11 protein-coding genes are annotated in these 13,768 nt (G+C 71.1%); 5 read left to right on the top strand and 6 right to left on the bottom strand.

All coding sequences use genetic code 11. The annotated features are described in order from the left end of the window. Positions 1–660 (top strand): ATP-dependent Clp protease proteolytic subunit, encoded by a 660-nt coding sequence (locus tag DEI92_RS13975; RefSeq protein ID WP_111011022.1) that lies wholly within the window; start codon positions 1–3, stop codon positions 658–660. A gap of 266 nt (positions 661–926) precedes the next feature. Here the strand turns inward: DEI92_RS13975 and DEI92_RS13970 are convergent, their stop codons facing one another. Together DEI92_RS13970 and DEI92_RS13965 are read right to left on the bottom strand one after the other, a co-directional pair. After that, entirely contained in the window at positions 927–1,658 is a 732-nt protein-coding gene (locus DEI92_RS13970; RefSeq protein ID WP_111013924.1) for a copper resistance CopC family protein, read from the bottom strand. Next, entirely contained in the window at positions 1,655–2,407 is a 753-nt protein-coding gene (locus tag DEI92_RS13965) for a YcnI family protein (protein WP_111013923.1), read from the bottom strand. The genes DEI92_RS13970 and DEI92_RS13965 overlap by 4 nt, the downstream gene beginning before the upstream one ends. Positions 2,408–2,613: 206 nt before the next feature. Between DEI92_RS13965 and clpX the strand changes: the two genes are divergently transcribed. Beyond that, complete coding sequence (gene clpX / locus DEI92_RS13960; protein WP_111011025.1) at positions 2,614–3,894, top strand: ATP-dependent Clp protease ATP-binding subunit ClpX; 1,281 nt, start codon at positions 2,614–2,616, stop codon at positions 3,892–3,894. 137 nt (positions 3,895–4,031) lie between these two features. Here the strand turns inward: clpX and DEI92_RS13955 are convergent, their stop codons facing one another. Together DEI92_RS13955 and DEI92_RS13950 are read right to left on the bottom strand one after the other, a co-directional pair. Beyond that, positions 4,032–6,056: a M3 family metallopeptidase gene (locus DEI92_RS13955; protein WP_111013922.1), complete on the bottom strand. Its 2,025-nt coding sequence runs from the start codon at positions 6,054–6,056 to the stop codon at positions 4,032–4,034. 58 nt (positions 6,057–6,114) lie between these two features. Continuing rightward, positions 6,115–6,705, bottom strand: a complete 591-nt coding sequence (locus tag DEI92_RS13950) for a TetR/AcrR family transcriptional regulator (RefSeq protein ID WP_111011027.1) — start codon at positions 6,703–6,705, stop codon at positions 6,115–6,117. A gap of 211 nt (positions 6,706–6,916) precedes the next feature. On the opposite strand from DEI92_RS13950, the gene DEI92_RS13945 reads away from it, so the two are divergent. Together DEI92_RS13945 and DEI92_RS13940 are read left to right on the top strand one after the other, a co-directional pair. After that, on the top strand, positions 6,917–7,753 hold the full coding sequence (locus tag DEI92_RS13945) for an alpha/beta fold hydrolase (RefSeq protein WP_111011028.1): 837 nt from the start codon (positions 6,917–6,919) through the stop codon (positions 7,751–7,753). Between the two features lie 170 nt (positions 7,754–7,923). Then, positions 7,924–8,967 (top strand): SDR family oxidoreductase, encoded by a 1,044-nt coding sequence (locus tag DEI92_RS13940; RefSeq protein ID WP_258370211.1) that lies wholly within the window; start codon positions 7,924–7,926, stop codon positions 8,965–8,967. A gap of 52 nt (positions 8,968–9,019) precedes the next feature. On the opposite strand, the gene DEI92_RS13935 is transcribed toward DEI92_RS13940, so the two are convergent. Together DEI92_RS13935 and valS are read right to left on the bottom strand one after the other, a co-directional pair. Continuing rightward, positions 9,020–9,265: a hypothetical protein gene (locus DEI92_RS13935; RefSeq protein ID WP_111013921.1), complete on the bottom strand. Its 246-nt coding sequence runs from the start codon at positions 9,263–9,265 to the stop codon at positions 9,020–9,022. Between the two features lie 95 nt (positions 9,266–9,360). Further along, the gene (gene valS / locus DEI92_RS13930) at positions 9,361–11,955 is read right to left on the bottom strand and encodes a valine--tRNA ligase (RefSeq protein ID WP_111013920.1); all 2,595 of its coding nucleotides are present in this window, start codon (positions 11,953–11,955) and stop codon (positions 9,361–9,363) included. Between the two features lie 234 nt (positions 11,956–12,189). Between valS and DEI92_RS13920 the strand changes: the two genes are divergently transcribed. Beyond that, entirely contained in the window at positions 12,190–13,764 is a 1,575-nt protein-coding gene (locus tag DEI92_RS13920; RefSeq protein WP_111013918.1) for an MFS transporter, read from the top strand. The last annotated feature ends 4 nt before the right edge of the window (positions 13,765–13,768 follow it).

Below are 13,768 nucleotides of genomic sequence, written 5' to 3'. Positions count from 1 at the left end.
ATGCATCTCCCCATGCTCGGTGGCGCGCAGAACGTCCCCGCACCCTCCGACCGCTACATCCTCCCGAGCTTCGAGGAGCGCACCGCCTACGGCTACAAGCGCCAGGACCCGTACGCCAAGCTCTTCGAGGACCGCATCGTGTTCCTCGGCGTGCAGGTGGACGACGCTTCGGCCGACGACATCATGGCCCAGCTGCTCGTGCTCGAGTCGATGGACCCGGACCGCGACATCGTCATGTACATCAACTCGCCCGGTGGCTCGTTCACGGCCATGACGGCGATCTACGACACGATGCAGTACATCCGTCCGCAGATCCAGACGGTGTGCCTCGGTCAGGCAGCGTCCGCCGCGTCGGTGCTCCTGGCCGCCGGCACGCCGGGCAAGCGTCTCGCGCTGCCGAACGCCCGCGTGCTCATCCACCAGCCGGCAACCCAGCAGGGTGGCGGGCAGGCGTCGGACATCGAGATCCAGGCCGCGGAGATCCTCCGCATGCGCACCTGGCTCGAGGAGACCCTGTCCCGGCACTCGAACCGCACCCCGGAGCAGGTCAACCACGACATCGAGCGCGACAAGATCATGTCCGCGCAAGAGGCCGTCGAGTACGGGCTCATCGACCAGGTGCTGACCAGCCGCAAGTCGCTGCCGGCGCTCGTCAAGTAGTCCCGACAGACGGAGGGCCCCGACCGTTCTGGTCGGGGCCCTCCGTCGTGTCCGGCGGCTTGGTGGCCGCGCGCCTGCGCCGCTGGGGCGGCCTTCGGCCTGCGGCCGGCCTGCGGCCTTCGGCCTGCGGCCTTCGGCCTGCGGCCTGCGGCCTGCGGCCTGCGGCCGGCCTGCGGCCGCCCACCCTTCCGCGAGATCGCAGTCGTTGCCGTTCTGGGTCTCCTCAGAACGGCAACGACTGCGATCTCGCCGGGGGGCGCCTGCGGTCAGTCTCGGGCGTCGTCGGCGAGGTCGTCCTCGTCGTCGCGGCCGCGTTCGGCGGTCGCCGGCTCCACGGCGGATCCGGCAGGGCGGCGGAGGAGCAGCAGGACCACCACGACGAGCGCCACGAGCACGAGCCCGCCCGCGCCGATCCAGATCGCGTCGCCCACGACCCCGCTGGACCCGCCGCCCGCGCTGCCCGTGCCGGAGTCCGACGCTGCGGCCGACGAGCCCGGCCCGGACGCGCAGACCGGCGGCCGCGTGCTCCCCGTGGCGGGGCGGAACCCGGCCGGGGCATCCCACCGGAACCGGTACTGGTCCGACACCGTGTGGCCGTCGGCGCTGACGATCTGCCACTCGATCGTGTACTCGCCCGACCGTCCGAGCGCCGCCTTCGTCGTCATCGACGGGCCGTCCACGATGAGGCAGCCGTTCTCGTAGTACCGACCGCTCGGTCCGACGATCCGGTAGGCGAAGCCCGAGTTGGTGTCACCGATGTCGAGCAGACGGTCGTTCGTCGTGATCTCGAACCGCTTCGGCAGTGAGGTCAGTGTGCCGTTGACGGTCGGCGTCGACGCGATCATGTAGTTGTGCGCGGAGGCCGGGGCCGCCAGTCCGAGGACGGCGCCTGCGGTGACCGCCACCGATGCCAGCGCGAGGGCGAGCGCGCGACGCGGTCCGGTTCTCCCGGCCGGCGACGCCGCACCGGATCCGGTGCGGATGCGGCGGGCGCTCACCGGGGACGCCGCCGGGCCATGGCGGCCGCGCTCACGACGCCCACCGCGCCGACGACGAGTCCGGCGATGCCGAGGCCCCGAGCGACGAGGTCGGTGTCCCCGCCGGCGGATCCGGTGCCGCTCGTCTCGGTGCCGCTCGCACTGCCCGTCGCCGCGTCGCTGGCGTGCTCCTGCGCGTGGTCGTCGTCGTCGTCCGCGCCCGGGATCGCCGCGGTCAGGGTGACGGCCGGTGCGGGGTGCTCGGGCTCGTCCTGGCCGGCCTTCTGCACCTGGTCCCACTCGGTCGATCCGGTGACGCACGTCTGGGTCACGGGGAACGCGACGATCGTGCCGGGCTTGCCGTCGGGCAGCGAGAGCGAGAGCTGGAAGGTGTCGCGCTCGTCCGCGGCCAGGGGCGTCGTCGCCGTGTAGGTGACGCTCGTCACGCGCGTCCCGGCGTCGGCGGGGTCCTCGTCGTCGCTCGCGGACTGCTTGCTCGTGTAGGGCTCCGTCGCCTTGGTGATCGTCCAGTTGGGATTCACCGTGGGCGTGACGTCGATGACCGACCGCGGAACGTGGAAGGTCAGCGCGGTGGTGGGGGAGCCGTCGCACCCGTGCGGGACCGAGAACGTCAGGGTCGTGTACGAGTCGGCGGCGGTGTCCGTGGCCGTCGCCTCCACGTGGGCGCTCGCCGCGGCGGCGGTCCCGAGGACGAGAGCGGCCGTGATGCCCACGGTGGCGGCGGTGCCCGCGACGAGGCGCTTGCGCATGGAGGTCCTTTCGCTTCTACAACTTGTAGAGTCCCGACGGCCACCGTAGTCCGAGGCGGTCCTGTGGCACAAACCGGCCGCCCCGAGCGAACGCGTGGTGGTTTGCGGCACGGTCGCGCCGTCAGTGTCGTCGGATGCGATTAGGCTCAACTCCACGACGACCTCGTGTGCCAGCCACCGGTGCGCGACGACCAAGGAGGCCTCGCATGGCACGCATCGGAGAGAGCGCCGATCTCCTCAAGTGCTCCTTCTGCGGCAAGAGCCAGAAGCAGGTGCAGCAGCTCATCGCGGGCCCGGGCGTGTACATCTGCGACGAGTGCGTCGAACTCTGCAACGAGATCATCGAGGAACGCCTCGCCGAGGCCGGCGAGGACACCGCGGACGGCGACTTCGACCTCCCCAAGCCGCGCGAGATCTTCGACTTCCTCGAGGAGTACGTCATCGGGCAGGATCCGGCCAAGCGTGCCCTGTCGGTCGCGGTCTACAACCACTACAAGCGCATCCGCGCTCAGGGTGCGATCACCGCGGCCGAGCACCGCGGCGACGACATCGAGATCGCCAAGTCGAACATCCTGCTCATCGGCCCGACGGGCTGTGGCAAGACCTACCTGGCGCAGACCCTGGCCAAGCGGCTCAACGTGCCGTTCGCGGTCGCGGACGCCACGGCGCTCACCGAGGCCGGCTATGTCGGCGAGGACGTCGAGAACATCCTGCTCAAGCTGATCCAGGCCGCCGACTACGACGTCAAGCGGGCCGAGACGGGGATCATCTACATCGACGAGGTCGACAAGATCGCCCGGAAGGCCGAGAACCCCTCGATCACGCGCGACGTCTCGGGCGAGGGCGTGCAGCAGGCGCTCCTCAAGATCCTCGAGGGCACGACGGCGTCGGTGCCGCCGCAGGGTGGGCGCAAGCACCCGCACCAGGAGTTCATCCAGATCGACACGACGAACGTGCTGTTCATCGTGGCCGGGGCGTTCGCCGGGCTCGAGGACATCATCTCGTCCCGCATCGGCAAGCGGGGCATCGGCTTCGGCGCACCGTTGCACAGCCCGCTCGACCAGACCGACGTCTACGGCGAGGTCCTGCCCGAGGACCTGCACAAGTTCGGCCTGATCCCGGAGTTCATCGGGCGCCTCCCCGTCGTGACCACCGTGACACCGCTCGACCAGGCCGCCCTCATGGAGATCCTGACCGAGCCGAAGAACGCGCTGGTCAAGCAGTACCAGCGGATGTTCCAGATCGACGGCGTCGAGCTCGAGTTCGACCGGCAGGCGCTCGAGGCGATCGCGGACCTCGCGGTGCTCCGCCAGACCGGTGCCCGTGGTCTTCGCGCCATCATGGAAGAAGTCCTCGGCCCGATCATGTTCGAGGTGCCCTCGGACGATGACGTCGCTCGCGTCGTCGTCACGCGGGAGTCCGTGCTCGAGAACGCCGCGCCGACGATCGTGCCGCGGGCGCGCAAGCGCGTCGAGAAGTCCGCGTAGCGCCGCTGCAACGCGGTCGGCGGACGTCCCGCTGGCCCGTTGAACACGCCCGTGCCGTTCGAACACCGCGATCCCGGTGTTCGAACGCCATCGCGGTGTTCGGAGCCTGGCGGCGCCCCGGCGCGACGACGGGCGGCCTACTCGAGCCCGCGGCGGCGCAGCAGGGGACCGACCTCGGCGTCGCGGCCCCGGAACTCGCGGTAGGCCTCGAGCGGGTCGCGGGAGCCTCCGACACCGAGGACGATCGAGGCGAACCGGCGTCCGGCCTCGCGTGACAGGCCGCCGTGCTCCCGGAACCACTCCACGGTGTCCGCGTCGAGCACCTCGCTCCAGATGTAGCCGTAGTAGCCCGCGTCGTACCCGCCCGAGAACGTGTGGGCGAAGTACGTCGACGAGTAGCGCGTGGGGACCGCGGGGACGGCGATGCCGGCGGCCTCGAGGGCGTCCTGCTCGAACGCCTCCACGTCGGTCACCGCCGCGGCCTCCGCGGAGCTGAGGCGGTGCCAGGCCTGGTCGAGCATCGCGGCAGCGAGGTACTCGGTCGTGGCGAAGCCCTCGTTGAACCCCTCGGAGTCGCTGAGGCCGAGCACGAGTTCCGCGGGCATGGGCTCGCCGGTCTCGTGGTGTCGGGCGTAGTTCACCAGGACCTCGGGCCAGTTGAGCCACATCTCGTTGACCTGGCTCGGGAACTCGACGAAGTCGCGCTCGACGCTCGTGCCCGAGAACCGCGGGTACGTCGTCCGCGCGATGAGGCCGTGCAGCGCGTGCCCGAACTCGTGGAACAGCGTGGTGACCTCGTCCTGGGTCAGGAGTGTGGGGGACCCGGCGGCGGGCTTCGGCACGTTGAGGTTGTTGACGACGACGGGCAGGGTGCCGATCAGGGCCGACTGCTCGACGATCGGGTTCATCCACGCACCGCCGCGCTTGCCGTCGCGCGTGTACAGGTCGAGCAGGTAGAGGCCGACCGACGCGCCCTGTTCGTCCGTGACCTCGAACACCCGGACCTCGTCGTTGTAGCCGTGCAGGTCGGGCCGCTCGGCGAACGACAGGCCGTACAGGGCGTTCGCCGCGTGGAACACGCCGTCGTGCAGCACGCGCTCCGCCTCGAAGTACGCTCGCATCGCGGTCGCGTCGACCGCGAACTGCTGGGCGCGGAGGATCTCGGTCGCGTACGCCCAGTCGTGCGCCTCGACCTCGTGGCCGAGCACCCGCGCACGGACCTCGCGCTCGTCCCGGGCGTTCGCGGCCGCGGCGGGCGCGAGCGACGTCAGGAGGCCGTCCACCGCCTCCGGCGTCCCTGCGGTCTCGTCGGCGGTCACGGCGGCGGCGTGGTTCGGGAACCCGAGGAGTTCCGCGCGCTCGGCACGGAGCCGGACGATGCGGAGCACGAGGTCCCGGTTGTCCCAGTCGTTGCCCCGCCGACCCCGCTGCAGCGAGGCGTCCATGATGCGGGCCCGGACCGCTCGGTCCGTCAGCGTCGCCAGGTAGGGGTGCCCGGTGAACAGCGGCAGGGTGATGAGCCAGCCGTCCAGGCCGCGCGCCTCGGCGGCCCCGCGGGTCGCGGACCGGGCACCGTCGTCGAGGCCGTCGAGCTCCGCCTCGTCGGTGATGTGCACGGCGAGGTCGTTCGTGTCGTCGAGCAGGTTGCGCTCGAACCGTGTCGTGAGCGTCGAGACCTCCTGGTTCAGCGCGGTCAGGCGCTCCTTGCCGGCGGCGTCGAGCCCCGCACCGGCCAGGGTCATCTCGGTGTGGGTCCGCTCCACCAGGCGGAGGTCCTCGCCGGTCAGGCCGAGGTCCTCGCGGGCGTCGTGCACGGCGGCGACCCGCTCGTACAGCCGACTGTCGAGGGTGATCGCGTCGCGGTGGGCGGCCAGCAGCGGCGAGATCTCGGCCTCGAGGTCGTGGATCTCGGCGGTCGAGTCCGCCGAGGCGACGGTGAAGAAGGCCATGGACACGCGCGCCAGGAGCTGCCCGGACCGCTCGAGGGCGACGAGCGTGTTGTCGAACGTCGGGGACTCCGGGTCCGTCGCGATCGCCTCGACCTCTGCACGCTGCTCGCGCATGCCCTGGTCGAACGCGGGGCGGTAGTGCTCGAGCCGGACCTCGGTGAACGGGGGGAGCGCGTACGGGAGGCTGCTCGGGGCGTCGAAGGGCGTGGCCATGTCCACCACCCTAGGACCGGGGGTGCGGGGACGCCCGGGGGCGGGCCTCCCGGCCGGTTCAGCGGGTGGCGACCGCGGCGTCGACGAGCGTGGCGGCGGCGCGTCGGGCGTGGACGGCGGCGTCGGCGGTGCCGGCGATCGCCGCGGTGGTCTGAGCGCCCTCGGCGAGCAGTGCGAGCTGGGCGGCGAGCTCCTCGGCGTGGGCGTGGTCGAGCCCGATGGTGGCGGTGAGCCCGGCGATGTACCGCTGGAAGGACTCCTTGTGTCGCCGCGCCATGTCCGCGATCGCAGGGGAGGTCGCGCCGAGTTCCCCGAAGGCGTTGATGAACCCGCACCCGCGGAACGAGCTGTCGGCGAACCACGCCTCGAGGTAGTCGTAGACGGCGAGGAGCTTCGCTCGGGGCCCGTCGGCGGCGTCGACGGCGGCGCTGACCCCGCGCTCCCACATGTCGTGCCGGCCGGCGAGGACGGCGACGACGAGGTCCTCCTTGCCGGGGAACTCCTTGTAGAGGCGTTTCAGCGACACGTTCGCGGCCGAGCGGACGGCGTCCATGCCGACCGACTGGATGCCACGTCGGTAGAACAGCTCGTCGGCAGCGGCGATGATGCCGGCCCGGGTGTCGTCCTGCTCGACGGTGACGGTGCTCATGTCTGGTTCCTTTGGTCCTCGGTCGTGGCAGCGGAGGAGCTGCGGCGGGATGGTGTCGACGTCCCCCGTTCGGAGCAGTACCTGCGAGTCGGCTGAGACCGGCTTGCGCGGAGAACGCTCGTTCTCTACTGTAACGGACATCGGCGGAGAACGATCGTTCTCCACCGGACCGGACCGAGAGACGGCCCGGACGACGAAGGGATGTAGGACGATGAGCACCATCACGGTCGGGACCGAGAACAGCATCGACATCGAGCTCCACTACGAGGACAAGGGCACGGGCCAGCCGGTCGTGCTCATCCACGGCTTCCCGCTCGACGGCAACTCGTGGGAGGGCCAGGTGCCCGCGCTCCTCCAGGCGGGCTACCGCGTCATCACGTACGACCGCCGCGGGTTCGGGCAGTCGTCGCAGCCGTCGACCGGGTACGACTACGACACGTTCGCGGCGGACCTCAACGTCGTCATGGAGACCCTCGACCTGCACGACGCGATCCTCGTCGGGTTCTCGATGGGCACCGGCGAGGTCGCCCGGTACATCGCCACCTACGGTTCCGGGCGCGTCGCGAAGGCCGCGTTCCTCGCGTCGCTCGAGCCGTACCTCGCGGTGACCGACGACAACCCGGACGGAGCGGCGCCGATGTCCTTCTTCGAGGGGATCGCCGAGACCGTCGCACAGGACCGCTACGCGTACTTCACCGCCTTCTACCAGGACTTCTTCAACCTCGACGAGAACCTGGGCAGCCGCATCAGCGAGGAGGCGGTCCGCAACGCGTGGAACGTGGCCGCCGGTTCCGGGGCCATCGCGTCCGCGGCCGCGCCCCTGACCTGGCCGACCGACTTCCGCGCGGACATCCCCCAGGTGGACGTCCCCGCGCTCATCGTGCACGGCACCGGCGACCGCATCCTGCCGATCGACGCCACCGGTCGGCGCTTCGCCGCGGCGCTGCCGTCGGCGGACTACGTCGAGATCGAAGGGGCGCCGCACGGGCTCCTCACGACCCACACCGCGGAGGTGAACGAGGCCCTGCTCGCCTTCCTCCGCAAGTAGGCCCGGCGCAGCACCAGCCCGCTCCTCTCGCACCCCGCCCTGCGATCCGGCAGGGTGGTGGCCGCAGGGCGATGCCCCGCTCCACTCCGGAGCGGGGCATCGCCGTGTCCGGCGCTCGCGGCCCGCGAACGGCCGTCGCTGGGAACGACGGCCACCCGGAGGGCGTACCAGTGGACCGTCAGGAGACGGGGACGTCCCGCTCCACCGAGCGCACCGGGAGGCGCACCATGGGCAAGCGGAACCGCACGATCGTGATCACGGGGGCGTCCAGCGGCATCGGTCGGGCCACGGCGCTCCGGTTCGCCCGTGCGGGTGACGCGGTCGTCCTCGCCGCCCGTCGTCCCGCCGCCCTGGAGGCCGTGGCCGCCGAGTGCCGTGCGCTCGGTGGCGAGGCGCTCGCCGTGCCGACCGACACGAGCGACGAGACCGCCGTGCTCCGCCTGGCAGCGGAGGCCGTCCGCCGGTTCGGACGCATCGACGTGTGGATCAACGACGCCGCCATCTCGTCGTTCTCGCCGTTCCTGCAGATGCCGATGGACGAGTTCCGCCGTGTGATGGACGTCAACGTCATGGGGTACGTGTACGGCGCACGCGCGGCCCTCGAGGTCATGGAGCGGCAGGGGCGTGGCGTGCTCGTCAACGTGTCGTCCATCGTGGGCGAGGTCCCGCAGCCGTACACCGCGCCCTACGGCATGTCGAAGGCGGCGGTCCGTGCCCTCGGCGTGAGCCTCCGGTCCGAGCTCATGCTCCGCGGCAAGAAGCGCATCCACGTCGTCACGGTCCTGCCGCCCACCGTGGACACGCCGTTCTTCCGGCACAGCGCGAACCACACCGGCCGCAAGATCGTCGCGCTGCCGCCGGTCTACGGTGTCGACAAGGTCGCGCGCGCGGTCGTCCGCGCGGCCGACGCGCCCGGCAAGGCGACCGAGATCGCGATCGGAGGTGCCGGCAAGGCGTTCGTGCAGCAGCACCGCATGACCCCGGCCGCGGTCGAGGCGCAGATGGCGATCCAGACCGACAAGACGCACCTGTCGCGCCACGAGCACGTCGCCGACAACCAGGGGACGATCTTCACCCCGTCGTCCGACCCGCGGGACGCGACGGCGGATGGCGGGTGGCACGGCGGACGGCGTACCGCGAGCCGCAACGTGATGGGCTGGGCGCTCGTCGGCGCGATCGCGGTGTTCGTCGGACGGCGTCTCCGCGCGCGCTGACCAGCCGCGCCTGGCTGCCTGCCCGGCCCGGCCGAGACCGGGCTGGGTCCGCTCAGGGCTCGTCGTCGTGGGGCGGCGTCGTCACGGTCTGTCCGAGCGGGTCGAGGTGGATCCGCGTCCCGTCGTCGAGCTCGGCGATCGGTCGGCGCTCGAGCCACGTCAGGGTCCAGCGCCACGTCGAGGCGTCGACCCCCTCGTCGGCGAGTTCCTCCTCGACCGTCCGGACCGCGACGAGCATCGCCTCCGGCAGGGCGGCCGGTGGCTCCTGCCCGACGCTCCATCGTGTGCCCAGCTGCATGGTGCCTCCAGTCCGTCCCAGTCCGATCCGAGATCGCAGTCGTTGCCGTTCTGATCGAACCAGAACGGCAACGACTGCGATCTCGCGGAGGGGGGTCAGACCGCGGGCTGCTCCTCGAGCTCGATCTCGACGACGCTGAGCTCCGCGCCCTCCGCGAACGCCAGGTTCCGGATCCGCCCGACCGCGGCGAGGTCCGGCGCGGCCTGCTCGATGAGCGCCCGCACCGGCTCGGGGGCCGCGACGACCGCCCGCGTGACGGGCGTCTTCTGCGACGCCTTCGCCGCCGTCTTCGCCCCGCGGATGCCGATGAGCGCCTGCCCGACGGCCTCGAGCAGCCCGGACTCGTCGGCGTCGACCGGCAGGTCGGCCGGGGTCGGCCAGGAGGCCCGGTGCACCGATCCGTCGTGCGTCCAGGCCCACACTTCCTCCGTTGCGAACGGGAGGAACGGTGCGAGCAGGCGGGTCAGCACGTCCATCGCGGCGCGGAGCGCGAGCACCGCCGAGGCCTGCGTCTCGTGGGTGGCCTCGTCGGCGGTGCCGTACGCGCGCTCCTTGACGAGCTCGAGGTAGTCGTCGCAGAACGTCCAGAAGAACCGCTCAGTGACCTCGAGCGCGCGGGCGTGGTCGTACTGCTCGAACGCGGTCGTGGCCTGCTCGACGACCGAGCGGAGCGCGGCGAGCATGTCCACGTCGAGCGCCTCGGTGACGCTGTGCGCACCGACGGGCAGCTCGAAGCCGTGCACGAACTTCGCGGCGTTGAGCACCTTGATCGCCAGGCGTCGACCGACCTTGATCTGCTTGGGGTTCTGCGGGTCGAACGCCGCGTCGGTGCCGAGACGCGAGGACGCCGCCCAGTACCGGACCGCGTCGGCGCCGTGCTGCTCGAGCATGTCGATGGGCGTGACGACGTTGCCCTTCGACTTCGACATCTTCTTGCGGTCCGGGTCGACGATGAACCCCGAGATCGAGGCGTTCGCCCACGGGGCGACGCCGTCCTCGAGCTGGGCCCGGAGCGCGGTCGTGAACAGCCAGGTCCGGATGATGTCCTGGCCCTGCGGACGGACGTCGTACGGGTAGACGATCCCGAACAGGTCGGGGTCCCGCTCCCACCCGCCGGCGAGCTGCGGGGTCAGGGACGAGGTCGCCCACGTGTCCATGACGTCGACCTCGCCGATGAACCCGCCGGGGACGCCGCGCTGGTCGGCTGAGTAGCCGGGAGCCGGGTCGGACGACGGGTCCACGGGGAGCTGGTCCTCGGTCGGGGTGATCACCTGGTCGAACACGGGGTTGCCGTCGGCGTCGAGCGGGTACCAGACGGGGAGCGGCACACCGAAGAACCGCTGCCGCGACACGAGCCAGTCGCCGGACAGGCCGTTCACCCAGTTCTCGTACCGGACGCGCATGAAGTCCGGGTGGAACGCGATCTGCTGACCGCGCTCGACGAGGGTGTCCTTGAGCTGCTGGTCGCGCGACCCGTTGACGATGTACCACTGCCGCGTCGACACGATCTCGAGCGGCTTGTCGCCCTTCTCGAAGAACTTGACCGGGTGCGTGATCTTCTTGACGTCGCCGATGAGCTCGCCCGATTCGGTGAGCGCGTCGACGACGACCTGCTTGGCGCTGAACACGGTCTTGCCGGCCATCTCGGCGTACACGGCCAGGCCGCGCTCCGAGGTGATGACGTCGGGCGCCTGTGACACGATGCGGCCGTCGAACCCGATCACCGAGCGGTTCGGCAGCTGCAGCTCGCGCCACCAGACGACGTCCGTCGTGTCGCCGAAGGTGCAGATCATCGCGATGCCGGCGCCCTTGTCCTGCTGTGCCAGGTGGTGTGCGAGCACCGGGACCTCGACGTCGAACAGCGGGGAGCGCACGGTCGTCCCGAACAGGTCCTGGAACCGTTCGTCGTCCGGGTGTGCGACGAGTGCGACGCACGCGGGGAGCAGCTCCGGCCGGGTCGTCTGGATCACGACGTCGCCGCTGCCGTCGGTCTTGTGGAACGCGATGCCGTGGTACGCGCCGGGCTGGTCCCGGTCCTCCAGTTCGGCCTGCGCCACCGCCGTGCGGAACGTGACGTCCCACAGGGTCGGTGCGTCCGCCTGGTAGGCCTCGCCGCGGGCGAGGTTCCGCAGGAACGCCTTCTGCGCGATCGCCTGCGATTCGTCGCCGATCGTCCGGTACGACTGCGTCCAGTCCACCGACAGGCCGAGGGTGCGCCACACGTGCTCGAACTGCTGCTCGTCCTCGACGGTCAGGCGCTCGCACAGCTCGATGAAGTTGCGGCGTGAGATCGGGACCTGGTCGGCGGCCTTGGTGCTCTTGCCGTCGCCGCCCTCGAACGGTGGTGTGAAGGACGCGTCGTAGGGGAGCGACGGGTCGCAGCGGACGCCGTAGTAGTTCTGCACGCGGCGTTCCGTCGGCAGGCCGTTGTCGTCCCAGCCCATCGGGTAGAACACGCGCTTGCCGCGCATGCGCTCGAACCGCGCCTTGACGTCGGTGTGGGTGTAGCTGAACACGTGCCCGATGTGCAGCGAGCCGGACGCCGTGGGCGGCGGGGTGTCGATCGAGTAGACGTCGGCGCGGGTCGCACCATCGCGGTCGAACCGGTAGGTGCCGTCGGTCTCCCACTGCGGGCCCCAGACCTGCTCGAGGCCGTCCACCGAGGGCTTGTCGGGCATGGGCTTGGTCATGGCTGCACCTTCCGGTCGATGTGTGCGGCACCGAGTCCGTGATGAGGTGCCTGAGTGTTCCGCGCGCTGCGGGTCGGGACAAGGGTACCGGGGCCGGGAGGGTCGGACCAGTCGCCGCCACACGGCGACCACGACAGGCGAGGCGCACACCCTGAGCGGTGAGGACGCGCACGGGCCCACCGATACGGCACTCTGGTACGTGACATTCCACGACGCCCGGGAGGACCAGGACCAGTGACCGCGCCATCGAACGACACCACGACGTCCCGACCGCGCCGCAGGGGAGCGCCGGACCTCGTCCGGTCCGCTCGGCGCCGCCTGACCGCGGACGACGTGACGGTCGTCGACGGTCCGCTGCTCAAGCGCGCGGTCACGGCGGCGGCGCTGGGCAACGCGATGGAGTGGTTCGACTTCGGCGTCTTCGCCTACCTCGCCACGACGATCGGGCAGGTGTTCTTCCCGTCGGCGGACCCGACGGCCAGCACGATCTCGGCGTTCGCGACGTTCACCGCCGCGTTCCTGGTCCGACCGCTCGGCGGCGTGGTGTTCAGTCCGCTCGGGGACCGGATCGGGCGACAGCGGGTGCTCGCGCTGACGATGGTGCTCATGGCGGCCGGGACCTTCGCCATCGGGCTGGTGCCCGGGTACGACCGGATCGGGCTGTGGGGTGCGGTCCTCCTCTTGCTCGCCCGGCTGTTGCAGGGGTTCTCGACGGGCGGTGAGTACGGCGGGGCGGCGACGTTCATCGCCGAGTACGCACCGGACCGGCGCCGTGGCGCCCTCGGCGCCTGGCTCGAGTTCGGGACGCTCGGCGGGTACGTGCTCGGCGCCGGGCTCGTGACGGCCCTCCAGGCGACGCTGTCGGACGACGCGCTGCTCGCGTGGGGGTGGCGGGTCCCGTTCCTCGTGGCGGGTCCGCTCGGGGTCATCGGGCTGTACCTGCGTCTCCGGCTCGAGGAGACGCCCGCGTTCCGACGACAGCAGGCCGCGCTCGCTGAACGCGAGGCGGAACGGACCCCGGTCGTGCGCCTGCTCGCCGAACACTGGCGGCCGCTGCTCGTGTGCATCGGGCTGGTGCTCGTGTTCAACGTCACCGACCACATGCTGTTGTCCTACATGCCGACCTACCTGACCGAGACGCTCGGCAGCGACGCCACCGACGGCCTCGTGCTCGTCATCGTCGTGATGGTCGTCATGATGGCGGTGATCGGGCTCGGCGGCCGGCTGTCCGATCGGTTCGGACGGCGTCCCGTGCTCTTCGCGGGCTGCATCGGCTTCATCGTCCTGTCGTGGCCGGCCCTCGCCCTCGTGCAGACCGCGGACCCGTGGCTCGGGTTCTGCGGACTGCTGCTCATGGGACTCGTGCTCGTGACGTTCACGTCGACCATGCCGTCGACGCTGCCCGCGCTGTTCCCGACCGCTGTCCGCTACGGCGCGCTCGCGATCGCGTTCAACGTCTCGGTGTCGTTGTTCGGCGGGACGACACCACTGGTGACCGAGGCGCTCGTCGCGGCCGCGCACGACGCCGGGCTGCCGTGGGCGGACGACGTGCCCGCGCTGTACCTCGTCGTCGCCGCGGTGATCGGGCTGGTCGCGGTGGCCTGCACCACCGAGACCGCACAGGAGCCGCTGCTCGGCTCGGGGCCCACCGTGACCACCGAGGCCGAGGCGTCCGCGGTCATCGAGCAGTACGCCGACCCGACGAGCGCGTTCTCGCGCACGAGCTGGGCACAGGACTTCGCCACGAGTCAGATCCCGGTGGTGGGGGAGCAGGACGCCCCACGCGATCGCCCTCCGTCCGTTCGGTAGGGTC

This window comes from Curtobacterium sp. MCBD17_034 (genome assembly GCF_003234515.1).
Taxonomy (GTDB): Bacteria; Actinomycetota; Actinomycetes; order Actinomycetales; family Microbacteriaceae; genus Curtobacterium.
This window is presented reverse-complemented; position numbering and strand designations above follow the sequence as displayed.

What these genes read in the sequence shown, in the direction of transcription:
- DEI92_RS13975 (WP_111011022.1), top strand. Translation starts at nt 1, where the DNA reads ATGCATCTCCCCATGCTCGGTGGCGCGCAGAACGTCCCCGCACCCTCC.
- DEI92_RS13965 (WP_111013923.1), bottom strand. Translation starts at nt 2,407, where the DNA reads ATGCGCAAGCGCCTCGTCGCGGGCACCGCCGCCACCGTGGGCATCACG.
- clpX (WP_111011025.1), top strand. Translation starts at nt 2,614, where the DNA reads ATGGCACGCATCGGAGAGAGCGCCGATCTCCTCAAGTGCTCCTTCTGC.
- DEI92_RS13955 (WP_111013922.1), bottom strand. Translation starts at nt 6,056, where the DNA reads ATGGCCACGCCCTTCGACGCCCCGAGCAGCCTCCCGTACGCGCTCCCC.
- DEI92_RS13950 (WP_111011027.1), bottom strand. Translation starts at nt 6,705, where the DNA reads ATGAGCACCGTCACCGTCGAGCAGGACGACACCCGGGCCGGCATCATC.
- DEI92_RS13945 (WP_111011028.1), top strand. Translation starts at nt 6,917, where the DNA reads ATGAGCACCATCACGGTCGGGACCGAGAACAGCATCGACATCGAGCTC.
- DEI92_RS13935 (WP_111013921.1), bottom strand. Translation starts at nt 9,265, where the DNA reads ATGCAGCTGGGCACACGATGGAGCGTCGGGCAGGAGCCACCGGCCGCC.
- valS (WP_111013920.1), bottom strand. Translation starts at nt 11,955, where the DNA reads ATGACCAAGCCCATGCCCGACAAGCCCTCGGTGGACGGCCTCGAGCAG.